Source organism: Bradyrhizobium algeriense, assembly GCF_003062295.1.
In the GTDB taxonomy this organism is placed as follows: domain Bacteria; phylum Pseudomonadota; class Alphaproteobacteria; order Rhizobiales; family Xanthobacteraceae; genus Bradyrhizobium; species Bradyrhizobium algeriense.
Window position 1 is genome coordinate 80,690 of the sequence record NZ_PYCN01000015.1, and the last position, 21,247, is coordinate 101,936.

At 63.3% G+C, this 21,247-nt stretch carries 19 protein-coding genes; 9 read left to right on the forward strand and 10 right to left on the reverse strand.

Features of this window, described 5'->3' with window-relative positions; translation table 11 throughout:
• Position 1: 1 nt before the first annotated feature.
• From C7G61_RS25465 to C7G61_RS25475, 3 genes are all read left to right on the forward strand, one after another.
• Complete coding sequence (locus tag C7G61_RS25465) at positions 2–928, forward strand: DUF1365 domain-containing protein (RefSeq protein ID WP_108519430.1); 927 nt, start codon at positions 2–4, stop codon at positions 926–928.
• Positions 916–2,145 carry an SAM-dependent methyltransferase gene (locus C7G61_RS25470; RefSeq protein ID WP_108519431.1) on the forward strand — a complete coding sequence of 410 codons (1,230 nt, stop codon included), beginning with the start codon at positions 916–918 and terminating at the stop codon, positions 2,143–2,145. The genes C7G61_RS25465 and C7G61_RS25470 overlap by 13 nt, the downstream gene beginning before the upstream one ends.
• An 89-nt stretch (positions 2,146–2,234) precedes the next feature.
• Positions 2,235–3,275 carry a cysteine synthase A gene (locus C7G61_RS25475; RefSeq protein ID WP_108519432.1) on the forward strand — a complete coding sequence of 347 codons (1,041 nt, stop codon included), beginning with the start codon at positions 2,235–2,237 and terminating at the stop codon, positions 3,273–3,275.
• Between the two features lie 109 nt (positions 3,276–3,384).
• Here C7G61_RS25475 and C7G61_RS25480 read toward each other — a convergent pair whose 3' ends face one another.
• The 4 genes from C7G61_RS25480 to C7G61_RS25495 are packed head-to-tail and all read right to left on the reverse strand — an operon-like array spanning position 3,385 to position 7,904.
• Positions 3,385–4,128 (reverse strand): amino acid ABC transporter ATP-binding protein, encoded by a 744-nt coding sequence (locus C7G61_RS25480; protein WP_108519433.1) that lies wholly within the window; start codon positions 4,126–4,128, stop codon positions 3,385–3,387.
• 10 nt (positions 4,129–4,138) lie between these two features.
• Positions 4,139–5,662 (reverse strand): amino acid ABC transporter permease, encoded by a 1,524-nt coding sequence (locus C7G61_RS25485; RefSeq protein ID WP_108519434.1) that lies wholly within the window; start codon positions 5,660–5,662, stop codon positions 4,139–4,141.
• The gene (locus C7G61_RS25490) at positions 5,662–6,864 is read right to left on the reverse strand and encodes an amino acid ABC transporter permease (RefSeq protein ID WP_108519435.1); all 1,203 of its coding nucleotides are present in this window, start codon (positions 6,862–6,864) and stop codon (positions 5,662–5,664) included. Before C7G61_RS25490 ends, C7G61_RS25485 begins: the two co-directional genes overlap by 1 nt.
• Before the next feature lie 23 nt (positions 6,865–6,887).
• On the reverse strand, positions 6,888–7,904 hold the full coding sequence (locus C7G61_RS25495; protein WP_108519436.1) for an amino acid ABC transporter substrate-binding protein: 1,017 nt from the start codon (positions 7,902–7,904) through the stop codon (positions 6,888–6,890).
• A gap of 338 nt (positions 7,905–8,242) precedes the next feature.
• Between C7G61_RS25495 and metC the strand changes: the two genes are divergently transcribed.
• The 5 genes from metC (at position 8,243) to C7G61_RS25520 (ending at position 14,227) form a co-directional block, all read left to right on the forward strand.
• On the forward strand, positions 8,243–9,436 hold the full coding sequence (metC, locus tag C7G61_RS25500; protein ID WP_108519437.1) for a cystathionine beta-lyase: 1,194 nt from the start codon (positions 8,243–8,245) through the stop codon (positions 9,434–9,436).
• A gap of 442 nt (positions 9,437–9,878) precedes the next feature.
• Positions 9,879–10,679: a Flp pilus assembly protein CpaB gene (cpaB, locus tag C7G61_RS25505; RefSeq protein WP_108519438.1), complete on the forward strand. Its 801-nt coding sequence runs from the start codon at positions 9,879–9,881 to the stop codon at positions 10,677–10,679.
• A gap of 44 nt (positions 10,680–10,723) precedes the next feature.
• Positions 10,724–12,166 carry a type II and III secretion system protein family protein gene (locus tag C7G61_RS25510; protein ID WP_244608464.1) on the forward strand — a complete coding sequence of 481 codons (1,443 nt, stop codon included), beginning with the start codon at positions 10,724–10,726 and terminating at the stop codon, positions 12,164–12,166.
• Between the two features lie 40 nt (positions 12,167–12,206).
• The gene (locus C7G61_RS25515; protein ID WP_108519439.1) at positions 12,207–12,947 is read left to right on the forward strand and encodes a CpaD family pilus assembly protein; all 741 of its coding nucleotides are present in this window, start codon (positions 12,207–12,209) and stop codon (positions 12,945–12,947) included.
• The gene (locus C7G61_RS25520) at positions 12,944–14,227 is read left to right on the forward strand and encodes a CpaE/TadZ family protein (protein ID WP_108519440.1); all 1,284 of its coding nucleotides are present in this window, start codon (positions 12,944–12,946) and stop codon (positions 14,225–14,227) included. The genes C7G61_RS25515 and C7G61_RS25520 overlap by 4 nt, the downstream gene beginning before the upstream one ends.
• A gap of 38 nt (positions 14,228–14,265) precedes the next feature.
• Here C7G61_RS25520 and C7G61_RS25525 read toward each other — a convergent pair whose 3' ends face one another.
• Positions 14,266–15,093, reverse strand: coding sequence for a tetratricopeptide repeat protein (locus tag C7G61_RS25525; protein ID WP_108519441.1), 828 nt, complete (start codon positions 15,091–15,093; stop codon positions 14,266–14,268).
• A gap of 157 nt (positions 15,094–15,250) precedes the next feature.
• Positions 15,251–15,496, reverse strand: coding sequence for a PilZ domain-containing protein (locus C7G61_RS25530; protein ID WP_108519442.1), 246 nt, complete (start codon positions 15,494–15,496; stop codon positions 15,251–15,253).
• A 260-nt stretch (positions 15,497–15,756) separates the two neighbouring features.
• Between C7G61_RS25530 and C7G61_RS25535 the strand changes: the two genes are divergently transcribed.
• Complete coding sequence (locus C7G61_RS25535) at positions 15,757–17,445, forward strand: Na/Pi cotransporter family protein (RefSeq protein ID WP_108519443.1); 1,689 nt, start codon at positions 15,757–15,759, stop codon at positions 17,443–17,445.
• Here the strand turns inward: C7G61_RS25535 and C7G61_RS25540 are convergent, their stop codons facing one another.
• Genes C7G61_RS25540 through C7G61_RS25555 form a run of 4 tightly spaced genes read right to left on the reverse strand, consistent with a single transcriptional unit; the run spans position 17,446 to position 21,187 of the window.
• Complete coding sequence (locus C7G61_RS25540; RefSeq protein WP_108519444.1) at positions 17,446–17,784, reverse strand: lipid-A-disaccharide synthase N-terminal domain-containing protein; 339 nt, start codon at positions 17,782–17,784, stop codon at positions 17,446–17,448.
• Positions 17,784–18,539: a glycosyltransferase family 2 protein gene (locus tag C7G61_RS25545; protein WP_108519524.1), complete on the reverse strand. Its 756-nt coding sequence runs from the start codon at positions 18,537–18,539 to the stop codon at positions 17,784–17,786. The genes C7G61_RS25540 and C7G61_RS25545 overlap by 1 nt, the downstream gene beginning before the upstream one ends.
• Before the next feature lie 58 nt (positions 18,540–18,597).
• Positions 18,598–19,443, reverse strand: coding sequence for a phosphatase PAP2 family protein (locus tag C7G61_RS25550; protein ID WP_108519445.1), 846 nt, complete (start codon positions 19,441–19,443; stop codon positions 18,598–18,600).
• A 1-nt stretch (position 19,444) separates the two neighbouring features.
• Positions 19,445–21,187 carry an ArnT family glycosyltransferase gene (locus C7G61_RS25555; protein ID WP_108519446.1) on the reverse strand — a complete coding sequence of 581 codons (1,743 nt, stop codon included), beginning with the start codon at positions 21,185–21,187 and terminating at the stop codon, positions 19,445–19,447.
• Positions 21,188–21,247: the final 60 nt, after the last annotated feature.

The following is a 21,247-nucleotide window of genomic DNA, read 5'->3' on the forward strand; positions in this document are numbered from 1 at the left end:
TATGCGCGTAACACCGGCTGGATCCAAACAACCTTGCTCCGATGCGGCCGCGCTTTACGTCGGTGAGGTCATGCATGCACGGCTGAAGCCGATCGGCCATCGCTTCAGCTATCGCGTGATGAGCCTGCTGATCGATCTCGACCGGCTGGCGGACGCAGACCGGCGATCGCCGCTGTTCGGCGTCAACCGCGCGGCGCTTTACAGTTTCCACGAGGCCGACCATGGCAAGCGGGACGGAACATCCTTGCACGCCTACGCGCAACGTTGCGCGGCCGAGCGCGGCATCGACCTCACGGGCGGACGGGTGCTGCTGCTCTGCTATCCCCGCCTGCTCGGCTACACCTTCAATCCGCTTTCGATCTATTTCTGCTATCGCGCTGATGGTGAGCTGGCGCTGTTGATCTATGAAGTGCGCAACACCTTTGGCGACGTTCATCCTTACGTCCTGCCGGTGACACCGGGCGAAATCAGCGACGCCGGCGTGCGGCAGCAGCAGGACAAGCTGTTCTACGTCTCGCCCTTCATCGGGATGGCGATGCGCTACCATTTTCGCGTGCTGCCGCCGGGCGAGCGCGTCCAGTTGCGAATTCTGGAAACCAACCGCGAAGGCCCCCTGCTCGCTGCAACTTTCAATGGCAGCCATCGCGCCCTCAACACCAAGGAGTTGCTGCGCGCGTTTGTCGCCCTCCCGCTGGTCACAATGAAGATCATGGCGGCGATCCACTGGGAGGCGCTGCGGCTCTGGCTCAAGGGCGCCAGGCTGGTCCCGCGGCCCACCGCGGCCTTCTATACCGGCTTGGCGACCGGCAAAGGCAACGATTATACTTCGCCGGCGTTGTCCACCCCGTGCCAAGGATTGAAGCAGGGTCGATCGGCCATGCGAAGTCCGGGTAACCGCCATTCGATGGATCGCACATGCCCGAGTTGATTTCGGTCACATCGGAAACCGTAGACACGACGTTTCCGGAATTGCCCCGCCTGGTCCGGCTGGCGCTGGGCTTTGGTTCAAAGCTGCAACACGGCACGCTCGACGTGACCCTCGCCGACGGCCGCGTTGTGCGGCTGGGCGGCACTACGCCAGGCCCCGCCGCAGCCATGACAATCTATGATTACGGCTTCGCCTCACGGCTGCTGCGCGGCGGCGACATCGGTATCGCCGAAGCCTATCTGCGCGGTGAATGGGACACGCCCGACCTCACGCAATTCCTCTATCTGTTCTGCGTCAATCAGGACTGGATGCAGACCATGCTGGTCGGCAACCCGCTGACACGCACGTTCCAGATCGTCCGGCACTGGCTCAATCGCAATACGAAGCGGCAGGCACGCCGCAACATCTATGCGCATTACGACATCGGCAACGCGTTCTATTCGGCCTGGCTCGATCCCAGCATGACCTATTCGTCAGCGCTGTTCGAGGACGACACGGCAGACCTGACCGCAGCCCAGCACAACAAGTATCGCCGGCTTGCCGAGGCTATCGATCTGCGGCCCGGCCAGAAGCTTCTGGAGATCGGCTGCGGATGGGGCGGCTTTGCCGAATACGCCGCCAAGACGTTCGGCGCCAAAGTCGTCGGCCTCACCATCAGCAAGGAGCAGCGCGATTTTGCCCAGGCGCGCATTCATAACGCAGGCCTCAGCGACAAGGTCGAGATCAGGCTGCAGGATTATCGCGACGAGCGCGACCGCTACGACCGGATCGCCTCGATCGAGATGATCGAGGCGGTCGGCGAGCAATTCTGGCCGAAATATTTTTCACAGTTGCGCGACCGCTTGCTGCCCGGTGGGCTGGCCGGCATCCAGGCCATCACCATCCAGGACAGCCTGTTCCAGACCTATCGCCGCGAGGTCGATTTCATCCAGCGCTACGTGTTTCCGGGCGGCATGCTGCCCTCGCCGCAGATCCTGAAAACGCTCGGCGAGCGCTTCGGCGTTCCCGTCATCCGCGAACGCATTTTCGGGCAAGATTATGCCAGGACACTTGCGATCTGGCGAAGCAATTTCCGCGCGGCCTGGCCCAACCTGACGCCATCGGGCTTCGACGACCGCTTCCGGCGGCTGTGGGAGTATTATCTCGCCTACTGCGAGGCGGGGTTCCTGTCCGGAAATATCGACGTGCGTCAGGTGGTGTTTGCGAAATCGGCCTGACAGCCCTGTTTCAGCGCCGGCTTGTGCGCCTAACGGCGGTCCTTTAGGGTCGCCTAACGATTAGGCAAGCAAACCGGCAATTGAAAAACATGGCCTTCAACAAAGACGTCATCGAAGCGATCGGCAACACGCCGCTCATCAAGCTCAAGCGCGCATCAGAGCTGACCGGCTGCACCATTCTCGGCAAAGCCGAATTCATGAATCCGGGCCAGTCGGTGAAGGATCGCGCGGGCAAGTGGATGATCCTCGAAGCCGAGAAGCGCGGCGACCTCAAGCCGGGTGGGCTCGTGGTGGAATCGACCGCCGGCAATACCGGCATCGGTCTCGCCGTCGTCGCCAGCGCGCGCGGCTACCGGACCTTGATCCTGATCCCGGAAACGCAGAGCCAGGAAAAGAAGGACATGCTGCGGCTGTGCGGCGCCGAACTCGTCGAGGTGCCGCAGCTGCCCTATTCCAACCCGAACAACTATCAGCATGTCGGGCGGCGGCTGGCCGCCCAGCTTCGCAAGACCGAGCCCAACGGCGTTCTGTTCGCCGACCAGTGGAACAATCTCGACAACGCCAAGGCGCATTACGAGTCCACTGGACCGGAGATCTGGGAGCAGACCGGCGGCAAGATCGACGGCTTCATCTGCTCGGTCGGCACCGGCGGCACGCTGGCCGGCGCCAGCCGCTACCTGAAGGAAAAAAGTAGCGGCGTCGTTACCGCGTGCGCTGATCCGCATGGCTTCGCGATGTACGAGCTGTTCAAGCACGGCACCGCCAAATCGACGCCGGGCGACTCGATCACAGAAGGCATCGGGCTCGGCCGCGTCACGCCGGTCATCGAGACCGCGAAGGTTGACGACGCTTTCCTGATTTCGGACGAGGAGGCCGTGAAGGTGATCTATGACCTGCTCGAGCACGAAGGCCTATGCCTCGGCGGCTCGACCGGCGTCAATGTCGCTGGCGCGATCCAGCTCGCCAAGCAGCTCGGACCGGGCAAGACCATCGTCACGATCCTCGCGGACTCCGGCAACCGCTATCAGTCAAAACTGTTCAATCCGGAGTTCATGCGCTCGAAGAACCTGCCGGTGCCGATGTGGCTGGAAAAGCGTACCCAGATCGACGTGCCGTTCGAGAAGGTGTGAGGGGCGGGATTTCGTAGCCCGGATGGAGCGCAGCGTAATCCGGGGCGGTTTTGCCGCGGAGATACTGTCCCGGATTGCGCTACGCTCCATCCGGGCTACGTCACCTGCGTTAATGCCGTAGGATCTGGCTCAGGAACAGCTTCGTCCGCGCGTGCTGCGGGTTGGCGAAGAATTCCTGCGGCGTGTTCGACTCGATCACCTGCCCCGCGTCCATGAACACGACGCGGTTGGCGACCTCGCGGGCAAATCCCATTTCGTGGGTGACGACCAGCATGGTCATGCCTTCCCTGGCGAGGTCGACCATGGTGTCGAGCACTTCCTTGACCATTTCGGGATCGAGCGCCGAGGTCGGCTCGTCGAACAGCATCACCTTCGGATTCATGGTCAACGCGCGGGCGATGGCGACGCGCTGCTGCTGGCCGCCTGACATCTGGCCCGGATATTTGTTGGCCTGATGCGGGATCTTGACCCGCTCCAGGAATTTCATCGCGGCCGCCTCGGCATCCTTTTTCGGGATGTTGCGCACCCAGATCGGCGCCAGCGTGCAGTTCTCCAGCACGGTCAGATGCGGAAACAGATTAAAACTCTGGAACACCATGCCGACTTCGCGCCGGACTTCGTCCACCCGTCGCAGGTTCGGCCCAAGCTCGATGCCCTCGACGACGATCTGACCTTCCTGGAATTCCTCCAGCGCGTTGATGCAGCGGATCAGGGTCGACTTGCCGGAGCCCGAGGGGCCGCAGATCACGATGCGCTCACCCTTGGAAACATCGAGGTTGATGTCGCGCAGGACGTGGAACTCGCCATACCATTTATTGAGGCCCTGGATGCCAACGATCGAGTCTGTGCTCATGGTCCCACACTCAGTTGCGGCGATGCGCGTTCAGCCTGTTCTCGACGAACATGGAATAACGCGACATGCCAAAACAGAAGACGAAATAGATGATCCCGGTGAACGCAAAGCCGGTGAACAACGTGGTCGGCGTCGACCAGTTTGGATCGGAAAACGATGCGCGCAACGATCCCAACAGATCGAACAGCGCGACGATCGAAACCAGCGAGGTGTCCTTGAACAGGCTGATGAAGCTGTTGACGAGGTTTGGGATGACGTGGCGCAACGCCTGCGGCATCACGACCAGCGCCGTGGTCTTGCTCCAGGACAGGCCGAGCGCGCTCGCCGCCTCACCCTGCCCGCGCGGGATCGCTTGCAGGCCGCCGCGGATGTTTTCAGCCTGGTAGGCGCCGGTAAACAGCGCGATCCCGATCAGAGCGCGCACCAATCCGTCGATGGTGAAACCGGTCGGAACGAACAGCGGCAACATATAGGTTGCGAAGAACAGCACCGTGATCAGCGGAACTCCGCGCCAGAACTCGATGAAGGAGATCGAGAAAATCCGGATCAGCGGTATAGACGAACGCCGGCCGAGCGCGAGCGCAATGCCGACCGGCATCGACGCCACGATGCCGGTAACCGACACCACCAGCGTCACCAGCAGGCCGCCCCACAGCCGCGTGTCGACGACAGGCAATCCGCCACGGTCGAGCCCCAACACCGCGATGACGATGCCGATACCGGCGAAGATCGCAAGACAATTGACCAGGGGACGCAAACCGTCGCGCTTGCCGGCGCCCAACCAGAACACCAAAGCGCAAGCGATGATGGCGGTAAGCGCAAGATCCGCCCACACCGGACGGCCAAAAGCCTGGATCTGATCGCGCAGCCAGGTCAGCGGCAGCAGTACCCATCCAATCAGCGTGCTCACCAGCACGATCAGTTTTCCGAGCAGCCACAGCAACGGCCCGATCACGGCCGTCGTCTCGCCCGCGGCCGCGAGCTTTCGCCCGCCGTCGCCAATACTGTCGTTGAAGCCCGACAGAAGCCCGGCCGTCCAGCTCACGCCAAGCCCGCCCAGTCCGCCGCCATGCAGCAGGAAGAAGGCTATGACCGGCAATGCGCCAAAGAAAAGCCCGGCATTGAGGCCCTTGGCCGGCAGCCGCGGAATCAGCAGCGGCAGCAGCAGGACCGCGGCCAGGACGAAGGTCAAATCGACCCGCCAGCGCTCCGGCTCCGGATAGAATCCATAGATGAACTGGCTGAATTTCGCCTGGATGAACGGCCAGCAGGCGCCGACCACATGCCCGGCATTTTCAGCGAGACAGGCGGTCCGATCCTTGCCGGTCCAGACCGCATCGACCAGCAGGAATCTCAGCGAGGGCACGAGGATGAACCACAGCAGCAACACGCTGACGATCGTGATCAGGATGTTGGTCGGCGAATTGAACAGGCGCGTGCGCAGGAAGCCGACAAAGCCCGTGGTCTTCACCGGTGCGGGGCGTTCGGCGACGAGGTCCTGGCGGACAAAGCCGGATGGTGTGGTGTCGCTCATCAACCCATGCTCCGGCTGATACGCCAACTGTAGAAACTCATGATCGCGCTCGTCACCAGCGAAATCAGCAGATAGACGCCCATGGTAATGCCGATGATCTCGATCGCCTGCCCGGTCTGGCTCAGCGTCGTACCTGCAAATACCGACACCAGATCGGGATAACCGATCCCAACCGCCAGCGAAGAGTTCTTGGTTAAATTGAGATACTGGTTGGTCAGCGGCGGCAGGATCACGCGCAGCGCCTGCGGGATCACGATCAGCCGCAGCACCGAGCCGCGTTGCAGGCCGAGCGAGGAACCGGCTTCCATCTGCCCCTTGTGCACGGAGAGAATGCCCGCCCGCACGATCTCGGCGATAAAGGCCGCCGTGTAGGTGGATAGCGCCAGCGTCAGCGCGACGAACTCGGGAATGACCCGCGAGCCGCCGGCGAAGTTGAAGCCTTTGAGCACCGGCACTTCAAACGTGACGGGTAGACCAAAGATCAGCGCGCTGACCAACGGCAAGCCGATGATCATGCCGAGTGCAGAGGGCCAGACCTTGATCACCTTGCCGCTCTGGAACAGTAGCCGGCGGGAGTAACGCCACAACGCAATCGCCGCCACGATCGCCACCAGCAGCGCAACCACAAACGGCTCGAACCCGGGCGTGCCGACCGGCTTCGGAATCACCAGACCGCGGTTGCTCAGGAAGAAACTGTCCAAAACGGAGATGCTCTGCCGCGGATTGGGCAATGCGGCGAGCACGGCGAGATACCAGAACAGGATCTGGAACAAGAGCGGCAGGTTGCGGATCAGTTCGACATAGCCGCCCGAAATCCGCGACAGCAGCCAGTTCGGCGACAGCCGGCCGAGGGCCACGAGGAATCCGATCAGCGTCGCAAAGAAGATGCCGATCACCGAGACCAGCAGCGTATTGAGCAGGCCGACCAGGAAAACGCGGGTGTAGGGATCGGATCCCGAATACGGGATCAGGCTCTGGCTGACGTCAAAGCCGGCATTGTTGGCAAGAAAGCCGAAGCCCGCGGTGATCCGCTGCGCCTGCAGATTGGCGCGGGCATTGGCGACGATCTCGTAGGCAATCCAGGACAGCGCCGCGACAAACAGGATCTGGACGACAAAGCCGCTCCAGCCTGCACTTCCACCGAGCATTCGCTGCAGTTTGGCAACGAACTGCGTCGGTGGTTTTCGGGGTTCTATGGCCATCGCCGCAGCCCTCGTGCCGGCGATCAGCGGATCGGCGGCGAGTATTGGATACCACCCTTGTTCCAGAGCGCGTTGAGACCACGGGCAATTCCGAGCTTGGAGCCGGCGCCGACGTTGCGATCGAAGGCCTCGCCGTAATTGCCGACGGCCTTCACGATCCGCGACACCCAATCCTTGGTCAGGCCGAGCTGTTCACCGAGATTGCCGTCGGTCCCGAACACCCGTTTCATCTCCGGCTTGTCCGACTTAGCCATCTCATCGACGTTCTTCTGGGTGATGCCCAGTTCTTCCGCGGTGACCATCGCGAACAGCGTCCACTTCACGATGTCGAACCACTGATCGTCGCCATGGCGCACCATCGGGCCCAGCGGCTCCTTCGAAATCACTTCCGGAAGCACGACATGATCAGCCGGATTGGCAAGCTTCAAACGGTCGGCATAGAGGCCGGACACGTCGGTGGTGAAGACGTCGCAGCGGCCGGACTCGTAAGCCTTGACGGCTTCGTCGTTGGTGCCGAACGCGATCACCTCGTACTTCATGTTGTTGCCCTTGAAGTAGTCGGCGAGGTTCTGCTCGGTCGTGGTGCCGGTCTGCACGCAAACGGACGCGCTGTTCAGTTCCAGCGCGGAATTCACCTTCAGCGCCTTCTTCACCATGAAGCCCTGGCCGTCATAATAGGTCACGCCAGTAAAATTGGCGCCGAGCGAGGTATCGCGCGACAGCGTCCAGGTGGTGTTGCGGGACAGCACGTCGATTTCGCCGGACTGCAGCGCGGTGAAGCGGTCCTTGGCCGACAGCGGCACGAACTTGATCTTGGTTGCATCATTGAAGACCGCGGCCGCAATCGCCCTGCAGACGTCGACGTCGAGCCCGGTCCAGTTACCCTTGTCGTCGGGTGACGAGAACCCCGGAAGACCCTGGCCGACGCCGCAGGATAGCATGCCCCGGTCCTTGACCGTCTTGAGGGTTTGCGCCGAGGCGGCCTGGGCCGAGAGACCGGCGGCTAGGGCAAGGGTAACAACCAGAGATACGCGTTTCATGGGCTGGGCCTTTCAAGGAGATCGTGCGGAGATCGTTTTTTAGGCAACGCCTGACGTTGTGGGGCCAACCCGCTGATCCCTTGCTGAAAAGCGTCATCCTGACCATGCATTTGACATGCCATCCCGGTCAGACGGTGGATCCGATATCGCGGCAGGCCCCTCAACTTGCAGCGACTGTTAGTTGGCATGCATCTCAGAACGACTGGCGTGCCGGGTCAAGGGGTTGACTGCCGTCTTCTGTGTCTTGTTATTACCTCACCCGCCCCGACCCGCCGCCCGGCGGTGTTTTTCGCGATCAAGTTGTGGCTGCGGCATAACGTCTTGGATGATGCAAACGCATGAGCTCTTCGAACGACGGTCCGTCCAACCCGCAAAAACCCGAAACCAGACTGGTCACCGCGGGCCGTGACACCAAGGGGCAAAGGGGGTTCGTCAACCCTGCCGTGTACCACGGCTCGACCGTGCTCTATCCGACCGCCGAGGACCTGCACGCCCATCGCGCCGAATTCTCCTACGGGCGTCACGGCTCTCCGACCACGCGGGCGCTGCAGGACGTGCTGATGTCGCTGGAGGGCCCGCAATGCGCCGGCGTTGGCCTTGCGCCGTCGGGACTGGCCGCGATCACCACTACCCTGCTCTCGGTGCTCAGCGCCGGCGATCATGTGCTGGTGACCGACAACGTCTACCGGCCCTCGCGCAACTTCTGCAACGGCATGCTCGCCCGCTACGGCGTCGAGGTCAGCTATTTCGATCCATTGATCGGCGCCGGCATCGAAGCCCTGTTCAAGCCCAACACCAAGGCGGTGCTGGTCGAAGCGCCCGGCTCGCAGTCGTTCGAGATGAGCGACATCCCCGCCATCGCCGAAGTCGCCCATGCGAGGGGCGCGCTGGTCATTGACGACAACACCTGGGCAACGCCCTTGTTTCACCGCTCGCTCGACCAGGGCGTCGACATCAGCATGCAGGCCGCCACCAAATATATCGGCGGCCATTCCGACATCATGTTCGGCACGATTTCGGCGAACGCGAAGGCGTGGCCGCTGCTCGCCGAAGGCATCCGGCTGCTCGGCGTCTGCGCCGGGCCGGACGACGTCTTCCTGGCGCTGCGCGGCACCCGCACGCTTTCGGTGCGGCTCGCGCAGCATTATCGCTCGGGCCTTGAAATGGCGCGCTGGCTCGCTACCCGCCCCGAAGTCTTGTCGGTCCTGCATCCGGCGCTCGAGAGCCATCCCGGCCACGCGATCTGGAAGCGCGACTTCACCGGCGCGTCCGGCCTGTTCAGCATTGTTCTAAAGCCGGTGCCGCAAAAGGCGGTCGACGCCCTGCTCGATGCGGTCAAATTGTTCGGCATGGGCTTTTCGTGGGGCGGCTTCGAAAGCCTCATCATCCCGTTCGATTGCGATCCCTACCGCACCGCCACCAAATGGTCCCCCGGCGGGCCGACGCTGCGGCTCCACATCGGCCTGGAGAATGTCGACGACCTCAAGGCCGATCTCGAGCGCGGCTTTGCGGCGTTGAAGGCGGCCGCCTAGCTAGAGCGGGATGACGTTTCTTCGAATCGCCATCCCACTCTATCTCTTTGATTTGAGCATGATCTCCGCGCAAACGCGTTCCGCGTTTGTCGCGAGGGAAAACCGGTGTCCACTTTTCCGGATCATGCTCTAGCAAGGGCTGCGATTCCCTGTCGATTTTTGAGCGGCCTTCGCGGCGGCCGATGCAGCGGAGCGCCTTCGCTTGCATCCTGCCGGCCAGATCAACCGCGTGTTGCGGTCACCGGCCGCACCTCCGGATTTTTGCGGACGATTTTCTTCAAACGATAACCGCTCGTTCACCATGACGGTGAATCCCGCCGTCCGATCACCCAAAAACTTCACGCCTCAAGTTCCCTTATACCTTTGATGCCTAGTCATACCTCCGGGATGGCTGTCGTTGCGGTGTAGTTGGGGCGTCCCTGCGTAAGAGTAAGTAAAGCGTATGAATATCGCACGTGTCGTCGTTCTGATCATCGCCTTGGGTGCCGGCGGGGTCGCCGCCTATCTCGCCCGTGGCACGGAAGAAACATCGCGCCCGGCAGCCGAACCGGTCGCGCAATTGCCGACGGCGGAGATTCTGGTCGCGAAGTCCGACATCGGACTCGGCCAACTGGTCAAGCCAGAAGACCTGCAATGGCAGACCTGGCCGGCTTCAGCCGCTGGCAGCAATCTGGTCAACCGCGCCAGCAGGGCCGAAGCCATCAAGGAAATCGCCGGTTCGATCGCACGCTCTCCCTTCATCGCGGGCGAGCCGATCCGTGAGCAGAAGCTGGTCAAGGCCAACGGCTCCGGCTTCATGGCGGCCATCCTGCCGACCGGCATGCGGGCGATCTCGACCGAGATCTCGCCGGAAACCGGCGCCGGCGGCTTCATCCTGCCCAATGACCGCGTCGACGTCATCCTCTCCAAGCGCGAAAGAAATCCGGATGGCAAGGGCGCCGACGTCATGCAGTCCGAAATCATTCTCAGCAATATCCGTGTGCTGGCGATCGATCAGGCGCCGAAGGAAAAAGACGGCATCAACACCCTCGTCGGCCGCACCGTCACGCTCGAACTGAAGCCCGAGCAGGCCGAGTTGCTGGCGCGCTCGCGCCAAAGCGGCACGCTGTCGCTCGCGCTGCGCAGCATCACCGATATCAACGCGACGGCCGAAGGCCAGTCCGAGGATCAAACTAAAAAGCGAAGCGAGAGCGTCAACGTGGTTCGCTACGGGGTCGCCAATCAAACGACGGCACAGAAGTGACCGAAAGGACGCCCGAGATGAAGTTTTGGGAAAATCAGTCAGCGATGCGAACCGTAGCGGCGCGCACCCTGTTATTGTCGGCCGTCGCTGCGCTGACGCTCGCTCCGCTGCTGCCCGTCGTCGCAGCCGAACCCGAGAAGGATCCGGTAACGACCTCCGCCATCGGTCCGGTCAAGATGCGCTTCCTGTCGCTCGGCATCGGCAAATCCGTGGTCGTCGACCTGCCGCGCGACGTGAAGGACGTGCTGGTCGCCGACCCGAAGATCGCCAACGCCGTCGTTCGTTCCTCGCAACGCGCCTATATCATCGGCGGCGCGGTCGGCCAGACCAACGTCGTGTTTTTCGACGCCGACGGCCAGCAGGTCGCCTCCTACGACATCGCGGTCAAGCGTGACCTCAACGGCGTGCGGGCCGCGCTGCGGCAGGCGATGCCGGGGATTCAGATCGAGGGCGTCGGCGACAGCGTGTTGCTGACCGGCTCGGTATCGAGCCCGGTCGAAGCCCAGCAGGCGGGCGAAGTCGCCGCGCGGCTGGTCGGCGGCGCTGACAAGGTCGTCAACTCGATCGTCGTTCGCGGTCGCGACCAGGTGATGCTCAAGGTCACCGTCGCGGAAGTGCGGCGGGACATCGTCAAGCAATTGGGTGTCGATCTCAGTGCCAGTATGAATTACGGCACCGCGGCAGTCGTTTTCAAGAACAACAATCCGTTCACCGCCAACAGTGCACCGCTCGTGCCCGAGAACGGCTTGGCCGCGGCGGCTTTGAACAAAGCCGGTCTGCCATCGGTCACCGCTACCCTGCGCGCAATGGAAAGCGCCGGTGTCGTGAAGACGCTCGCCGAACCCAATCTGACGGCGATATCAGGCGAATCCGCAACGTTTATCTCAGGCGGCGAATTTCCCATTCCGGCCGGCGTGAGCTGCCAAACGTCGACGTCGGGCGTTATCGGAGGATGCGTCCAAACGGTCACCTACAAGAAATTTGGCATCTCGCTCAACTTCACGCCGGTCGTACTGGCTGAGGGACGGATCAGCCTTAGGGTGATGACCGAAGTGTCGGAAGTCTCGACCGAAAACGCTTTGACTGGCGGTCCCGGTGGAACAACCATTCCCTCGATCAAGACCCGCCGTGCCGAGACGACGCTGGAAATACCCTCCGGCGGCTCGGTGGCGATGGCCGGCCTGATCCAGGAGCAGACCAAGCAGGCCGTCAACGGGCTGCCGGGGCTCGATCAATTGCCGGTTTTGGGCGCGCTGTTCCGCAGCCAGGACTTCGTCAACAACCAGACCGAACTGATGGTTCTCGTGACACCCTACGTCGTCCGCGCGGTCGCGCAAAAAGAACTGTCGCGGCCCGATGACGGCTTCGCGCCGGCGTCCGATTCGCAGTCCGCGTTGCTCGGGCGCATCAACCGGATTTACGGCGTTGCCGCCCGCGTCGATCCCGTCGGCGGAATCCAGGGCAATTTCGGCTTCATCATTGATTAAGACGCAGAGCTGTTCACCGAGTGGGGACGAGGACAGAACCATGACAACGAGAATTCCGCTCCACCGCAACAAGGCCTTGCACATGCTTGGCGCCCTCCTCGGCCTCTCGGCGGCGCTCGGCGCCTGCACGCCGCAGACCACTGAAATCGTGACCGCCAGCGTGTCCGATGATTATCGCCACCGGCATCCGATAGCAGTGACCGAGGCCAACCGCTCCATCGTGGTGTTCGTCGGTCATGCCCGCGGCGGCCTCTCCGGGTCGCAACGCACAGACGTCATCGGCCTGGCGCAAACCTGGGTACGTGAAGGCACCGGCGCCATCATCGCCGACGTCCCGATCGATACGCCAAATGCGCGCGCGGCCGCGGCCTCGTACCAGGAAATCCGGTCGGTGCTGATGGCGGGCGGCGTGCCCTCGCGCGCCATCACGATGCGTCACTATCGGCCGGAAGATCCGCGCACGCTGCCGACGATCAGGCTCAGCTATCCGAAGATCACGGCCGTGGCGGGACCTTGCGGCCTGTGGCCGCAAGACCTCGGACCGAACATCGACAACGTCGCCTACAATGAAAATCGCTCGTACCACAATTTCGGCTGCGCCACCCAGCGCAACCTTGCTGCGATGATCGACAATCCCGCCGATCTCGAACAGCCACGTCCCGAGAGCCCCGCCTATACGCCGCGCCGCGATGCCGCCTTCGAAAAATACCGCAAGGGCACTGCGACAACGACCACCTATCCCGAATCCGACAAAGCCAAACTCAGCGATACAGGCAAATGATCAGCCGCGTCTTTCAAAACTCCGACGATCAAATCGACGACACGCCGGCGCAGCCCGAGGAATACATCTCGCCTGCGCCACGCGTATCGGTACAGGCCTTTTGCGCCAGCGTCGCGGTCGCAACCGCGGCGCGCGCGGCGAGCGAAGACCGCCGTCTCGGCAAGGCCCACCTTTCGGTGCACATGGGCGGCCTGGCCGCCGCCATCGAGGCCTATCACACGGCGCCGACGCCGAACGTCATTGTGCTGGAGACCGAGCCCGGCAGCGATATCCTCGAAGGACTCGACGAACTCGCGACCGTCTGCGACGCCGGAACCCGCGTCGTCGTGATCGGCAACGCCAGCGACGTCACGCCTTATCGTGAACTGGTGCGGCGCGGCGTCAGCGACTACGTGACCGGACCGGTCGAACCGATCGACGTCGTGCGCGCAATCTGCGGTCTCTACGCGGCCTCCGAGGCCGTGGCCGTCGGCCGCATCATCGCCGTGGTCGGCGCCAAGGGCGGCGTCGGTGCCTCCACCGTCGCGCACAACGTGGCCTGGGCGATCGCGCGCGATCTCGCGCTCGATTCCGTCGTGATCGATCTCGACCTTGCCTTCGGCACCGCCAGCCTCGATTACAACCAGGATCCGGTTCAAGGCATCGCCAATGCCGTGTTCCAGCCGGAACGGCCGGATTCCGCCTTCATGGAGCGCCTGCTGGCGAAATGCACCGACCGCCTCAATCTGCTGGCGGCGCCGGCAACATTGGACCAGGTCTATGATTTCGGCGCCGATGCGTTCGATGCGATCTTCGATACGATGCGCATGACCACCCCCTGCATCGTGCTCGACGTCCCCCATCAATGGTCGGCATGGACCAAGCGCACGCTGGTCGGCGCGGACGACATTCTGATCGTGGCCGAGCCCGATCTCGCCAACATGCGCAACGCCAAGAACATGCTGAACGTGCTGAAGGCGGCGCGGCCCAACGACCGCCCGCCGCTTTATTGCCTCAACCAGGTCGGCATGCACAAGCGCCCGGAGATCTCCACGCGCGAATTCGCCAAGGCGATCGAGAGCCAGCCGATCGCCGCCATTCCGTTCGATTCAAAGATGTTCGGCACCGCCGCCAATAACGGTCAGATGATCGCGCAGATCTCCGCCAAGCATCGCACCACCGCGATGTTCCTGCAGATGGCGCAGCGCCTGACCGGCCATGCCGTGACCAAGCGATCCCGGGTCTCGTTCCTGGAGCCGATCATCAAGAAACTGCAGGGCACGAAGGCTCGCAGGGCCTGAGCAAACAACGACGGCGGCAGCGCCCTGAGCGCTGACGCCTAGTCGGCGCGTCCGGCGGCCGCGATCGGCATTTTCCCGACCTCTGCCCGCGCGTTCTCTTTTTCCTTCCGCGACAGGATCTGTTTCAACAGCGCGACGTTGGCTGCAGCCTCGGCGGGCGGCAGGTCGGCCTTCACTATCTTTTCAGCATCGGCGACACGGCCCTGCAGGCCAACCGCGAGCGCCAGATTGGCGCGCACGCGCGGATCGGTCACCGCAATGCCGTGGGCGCGGCGCAGCGTTTCCTCGGCCTTGGGCAAGTCCCTCGAAAGCACGTAGGACAGTCCGAGATTGGACAGCACCAACGGCTGGTCGGGCGCGATCTTCAGCGCGCTCGCATAATATTGCCGCGCCTCCTCATATCGGCCGAGTTGATCCAGTGTCGCGCCCTGCGCCGAGAGCAGCCGCCAATCGGGATCGTCGGGACTGTGGGCGCGGCCGAGCACGTCGAAGGCCTGCTGGAAATTGCCGTTGTCCGCCAGCGCGCGGCCATAGGCGGCGAGCAGCAGCCTGTTGCCGGAATTGGCGATGGAGGCCTGTTCGAGCACCGCAACCGCCTGCGACCGCTGTCCCGTCGCGCGCAGCGCCCTGCCGTATTTCAGCGCCGCGTCGGTATCCTTCGGATTGGCGCGATAGCGTTCCTGGTAGAGCTCGACGTCGCGGCGCGGATCGCTGGCGCGGCCGGTGTCAGCCTTTTCGTCGATCGAACCGGTAATGTCCGATAGTCCCGAGGTCTGGCAAGCGCCAAGCCCCAACGCCAGGATCAGGGTCGAAGCGCACGCGAGAAGTCGCGCAAGGCGGGACGGATGGAGCAACTTCTGTCGCATGTACCTGGACTCACGGCGGGAACTGTCCAGGAACACTCACAGCTTAACCCTAAGCTCAGGTTAAGTTCACCCATGTTTGCGGTAATCCGTGACCTTTGCGGCGCGCTACGCGCCGGCCAGGCGCTTGCGCCGTCCTGTACCGACGCCGCCGAGCAGCCTAGTCGACGAATTGCGCGCCGAGTTCGCAGCCGATCCGCCAGGCCAGCCGGCACTGACGCGGCCTGCCCTCCGAAAAGATCACCGTAAATTCGGAAGGAATTTCGGGATATTCGGCGATGATCTTCACCCCGCCATCCGACACGTCGGAAATCATGCAATCGCGCGGCAACCCGCCGGTCGCGAACTGTATTTTTGCAAAGCTTCTGCACGCCCGTCGTTCGCTGCTGCGGCGATTCGCATACATTTCGATCCCTGGCCTTGTTAGATGTGATCCACCCGTTGGTGCACCAGCTTTACCGAAGAATTGTTGGAATTGGCCTATCGCAACGGCTCGCAATATAACGGTTGCATTCGAACTCCGTTTACCGAACCCGGCGCCCTGGCTGAAGGCCGAGCTCTTCGAACGTGCCTGCGCGGCGCAATTTTCGGCAAATTAAAGGGTTGATCCCCCCTCGTTAGGCGATAGCCTGACCCCTCGACTCGATTTGGCGGAACGAAAAGCGCATGGGAAGTCTGGTTCTTCTCGACCTGATGGGCGGCGTCGCGTTGCTGCTGTGGGGCCTGCACATGGTCCACAGCGGGATCCTGCGCGCGTTCGGACCCGATCTGCGCCTGTTGCTGGCGAAGGCGCTGAGCAACCGCTTCACCGCCTTTGGCGCCGGCCTTGGTCTCACCGCCCTGCTCCAAAGCAGCACCGCCACAGCGCTGATCACGAGTTCATTCACATCGGAGGGGCTCGTCAGCCTCGTCCCCGCACTCGCCATCATGCTCGGCGCCAATGTCGGCACCACGCTGATCGTGCAGATCCTGTCGTTCAACATCTCGGCCGTGGCGCCCGTGCTGTTCATCATCGGCCTGGTCGCCTTCCGCAGCGGGCCGCGCTCGCGTGTCAAGGACATCGGCCGCGTCTTTATCGGCCTCGGCCTGATGCTGCTGGCGCTGCACATCCTGCTCAATACGCTGGCGCCGGCGGAGAATGCGCCGGGCGTACGCGTGTTCATGAACGCCATCACCGGCGATCCCGTGCTCTGCATCCTGTTCGCCGCGATCGTGACCTGGCTGGTGCATTCCAGCGTCGCCAGCGTGCTGCTGGTGATGTCGCTGGCCTATGCGCATTTCGTCACGCCCTACGCGGCGCTGGCGCTCGTGCTCGGCGCCAATCTCGGCAGCGCCATCAATCCGATCGTCGAAGGCGCGCGCCGCGACAATCCCGCCAGCTACCGCCTGCCGCTGGGCAACCTCGTCAACCGGCTCGCCGGCATCCTGCTGGTGGCGCCGTTCCTGCAGCCGATCGCGGACCTTCTGATCTCGTGGCAGCCGGATGCAGCCAAGGCAACCGCCCTGTTCCACATCGCCTTCAACGTTGCGACCGCAGCTCTCTTCATCGGCCTGCTCGACGGCATGGCGCGGCTGTTGAAGAGGTTGCTGCCCGAGCGCGTCAAGGAGGCCGATGCGTCAGGGCCGCGCTATCTCGACGAGAGCGCGCTGGAGACGCCCTCGCTCGCGCTGGCCGATGCCGCCCGCGAGACCCTGCATATGGGCGATCACGTCGAAATCATGCTGCGCAAGGTGATGGCGGCGATGATGACCAACGACCGGGCACTGGTCGACCAGGTCTCGCAGATGGACAACAGCGTCGACAGCCTCGACGAGGCGATCAAGCTCTACGTCACAAAACTCACCCGCGGCAGTCTCGACGAGCGCGAGGGACAGCGGGCAATGGAGATCGTCTCCTTCGCCATCAACCTCGAGCATATCGGCGACATCATCGACAAGAATCTGAGCGAGCTCGCAACCAAGAAGATCAAGCGCCGCTTCCAGTTCTCGGTCGAAGGCGCCGAGGAGCTGTCCGCCTTCCACAAGCGCACCATGGATTCGCTTCGGATCGCGTTCGGCGTCTTCATGTCCGGCGACGTCAACGAGGCGCGAAAGCTTCTGGTCGAGAAGGCGGCGTTGCGCAATGCCGAACTGGCCGCGACCGAACGGCATCTCGACCGCTTGCGCGAAGGCCGGCCCGAAACCATCGAGACCACCTCGCTCCATCTCGACGTGCTGCGCGACCTCAGGCGCATCCACTCGCACATCTGCTCAGTCGCCTATCCCGTGCTGGATGCCGCGGGCGAACTGGCCGCCTATCGCTCGACGGAGAGCGATCTGACGGCACTGCCGGCACCGGCGCCCAGCCGCTCCTGATCACCGATCCAGCGTTTTCGACGCCTTGCCGCGATGCTTGACGATCAGCATAATGTTTCTGATGTAGATGATCGTGGCCATCGACTGGCCGACGATGATCACAGGCTCGCGTTTGGCGATACCGTAGATCAGCGTCATCAGCCCGCCGCCCATCGAGAAGAACCAGAACGCAATCGGTATCACGCTTCGCCCGGCGCGCTCACTCGAGATCCACTGCACCAGGAAGCGCGCGGTGAACAGCAATTGCGCGACCAGGCCGAAAGCCAACCAGAAGTCGAATTTGGCGACGAAGACGTCGTAGAGATAATCGCCGAGCGCCTGCCCGAACTGGATGAACATCAGAAAACCTCGGTGACAGCGGGCGTGGACTTCTTGCGGCGGATCAACCACCACACGCCGGCGAGATCCATGATCCCGATCCAAAGGCGGTCGAAGAAGCCGTAATTTGATACGCCGGAATGGCGCGGACGGTCGACAACGTCGACATAGGCGATGTCGAAGCCTTCACGGCGCACCAGCGCCGGCAGGAAGCGATGCAGTCCGTCGAAGTATGGCATCGAAAGGAACACCTCGCGCGGAAACGCCTTCAGCCCGCAGCCGGTGTCGCGGGTACCGTCGCTCAGGATAGCCTTGCGCACGCCGTTGGCGATTTTCGACTGCAGCTTCTTGAAGCCGGTGTCCTTGCGCCCGACCCGCTGGCCCGCCACAAGACCCACGCGGCCGCCGCCGCTTTCGACCGCCGAGATCAGGTCGGGCAGGAACGCCGGATTATTCTGGCCGTCGCCGTCGAGCGTGGCCACGATGGCGCCGCGCGCGGCCCGCACCCCGCTGCGCACCGCCGCCGATTGCCCGCAAGAGTTGGCATGTTTCAGCTGCCGGAGCTGATTGTGCTGCTTCATCAGATCAGCCAGCCGTTCGGCGGTCGCATCCGTCGAGCCGTCATTGACATAGATGATCTCGTAGACCCACCGGCCATCGAGCGCGCCGATGATTTCCGCAACCAGCGGCGCGACGTTCTCCGCTTCGTTGCGCACCGGCACAACGATGGAAACGGCGACAGCACCTCTGTCGGAAGTAGTCAAATCGGCACTCATCTGGTTGGTTTGGAAAGGCCCGGAATCGGGCATATCGGCCGCCTGGCGGCGTCCGCTTTTATGGGGCGAAAGCGCCGCGGGCAACCCTTTTGAGGCGCCCGGACGAGGGCCCTACAAGGGACACAATGGTGCCGTCGCGCTGGATCGCAAACCCGAGCCGGCGGGCCGCAAACCAGTAACGCACGAACATCGCGCCGATGACGCCGACCAGTGCCCCGGCAACCACGTCACTCGGATGGTGGGCGACCAGCACCAGACGGGTCGCCGCAATGACGATGGCATAGACGGCCATCGCAACGCGAGCCTTGGGCCAGACGACCGACACAGCGAAAGCCAGCGCAAAGGCGGTCGTGGCGTGGCCGGACGGAAAGCTATAATAGGCCGGGTTGCCTGCGAAGTGCGAGAAGTGAAAGGCATTGGCCTCGCCGCCGACGAACGGCCGGCCGCGGCCGATACAATATTTCAGCACTTCGGTGACCAGATTGGACACGATGACCGCGCAGAAAATGAACTGCAGTCGTGTTCCGAGGCCAAGCAGCAGCGAGCGCTGGATGCCGCGCAAGGCCGGCGAGACGATCGCGACCGCGATCAGCAATCCCCCCAGCACCGCCAGCACATATTCGTCCTTGCCGAAATCGGTGAGAATGCGGACCCACCACAGCGACGGCGTGCCGCGTTTCGGCATCTGGGCGATTTCCCACGCGTCGATCGCGTACATCAGGACGATGATCGCTGCACCAAGACCAGCCGACAGCCACAACGCGTGTCGCGCCGCCCGCCGTGCCGCCTCGGCGCGGCGCGAATGCGACGGCGAGCGCACGAGCTGCGCCAGCGACAGCCACGCCAGCGTCCCGAAGCGCGAAAGATAGTTTTTGGATTCGACGACAGCAGGGCTCGCGGCCATCTTACTCCGTGCCTTCCGAGCGGAAGATGGCGATCGAGATCGCCTTGCCCTGCGAAATGTTATAGCCCTCGATGCGCTTCGCCACGTTGTAGCGCAGCCCGATGGCTTCGGCGCGCTGGACGAAGGCGCGTTCGGTGCGCGATTCCACCAGCGCGAAGCGGCAACTGCCCTGCCCGAGGAAATCGGCAGCGCCCGATCCGTCGGTGAGCAGCGTGCCGGTGCCGGTCATGAAGACGAGGCTCGGTTCGTGAAAACCTGCCGCGGCGGCTTTCGGCCCGACGCAGACCACGTTGCGAAGCGCGCGCGCGACCTCGGCGCTCGGAAACATGGTGGTCAGTGACGGCATGACGATGCCGTAGATTCCAACCGCCAGGAACATCGCCGCGACCACCGCATTCAGCAGCGAGCGCTCGGCGCGGCTGTCCTCGAACATCCACCACGCGATCAGGCCGAAGATCATCGCCGCCGCCAGGAAGGGCCAGGCCGGAAAAGCCGGGTAATGCGTCAGCTTGATGGCGCCGATGACGGCGATCACGGATGCCCCCGCCGGAACGACAAACCACCATGCCGCACCGCGCCGCAACCATGATCGTGACAGCACGCGACGCTCCAGCGCGCCGGCGGTGAGGATCGCAATCGCCGGATAGAGCGGCAGCACGTAATGTGGCAGCTTGGTCAGCACCAGTTCGAACACGATCCAGGACGGGACCAGCCACGCCAGCAGATATTGCGCGCCGGGCTCGCGCCGCGCGCGCCACACTGCCGGCGCCGCCATCCCGGCCAGCGCCGCACCCGGCCAGAACGTCACCCAGAACAGCAGCAGATAGAGGCCGGGCGGCGCGCCATGGGATTCCTGTGCGCCGAGCTTGTTCAGCATGTCGCCACCGAGCGAATTGGAGAAGAATGCCTCGCCCGCGCGCCAGAAGATGGCGACGAACCATGGCAGCACCAGCACCAGCGTCCACATCAGGCCCCAGACCGGGCGCAGCCGCCACAGCCATGCCGCCGAGCGGTCGAGGATCGCAAGCGCCAGGATGGTCAGGCCGACGAACATCAGGATCAGCGGCCCCTTGAGCAGGATGCCGCCGGCCAGCGCGGTCCAGAATATCGCGGGCGCGCTCCAGGACGGATGCACCGGGTCCTCGCCGCGCTGCCAGGACAGATAGACCCGCGCCATCGCCCCCATCGCGGCGACAACGGTCAGCAGCAGCATCGCGTCCGTTTTGGCGAGCCGGGCTTCGGCGCCGAGCAGGACGGAACTGCACATCATCAGCGCCGCCAGCGCGGCCCCGCGCCGCGTGACGAAGGCGAGCGCCGCCCAGTAGGTCAACAAAACCGCGCCGATGGCGCCGATCAGGGAGGGAATCCGGTAGAGCCAGATGCGCAACTGCGCCCGCGGCAGGCCGAGCGATGAGGCGGTTTCGACCACGGCGGCCTGCAGCCAATAGATGCCGACCGGCTTCTTGTAGCGGACGTCGTCCTGAAAGCGGATGTCGACGAAATCGCCGCTTTCGACCATCTGCTTGGTCGCCTGCGCGAAACGCGCCTCATCCCGGTCGATCGCCGGAATATTGAAGAAGCCGGGCAGGAAAAGCACGATGCCGCAGAGCACCAGGAACACGATGGCGCGAAAATGGCTCGTGGTGGCGAAGTCGAACGCGGCGGCCAGCCTGCGACCGGAATGCGCAGGTTTTACAGGCTGTTGGCCTGCTCCAAAGCGTGGGGGCTGCAAGGTTTCCACCATGTTGTTCGCATACGATGAAACCGCACTGCAAACAACACCACAGATTCGCCCTATCCGACT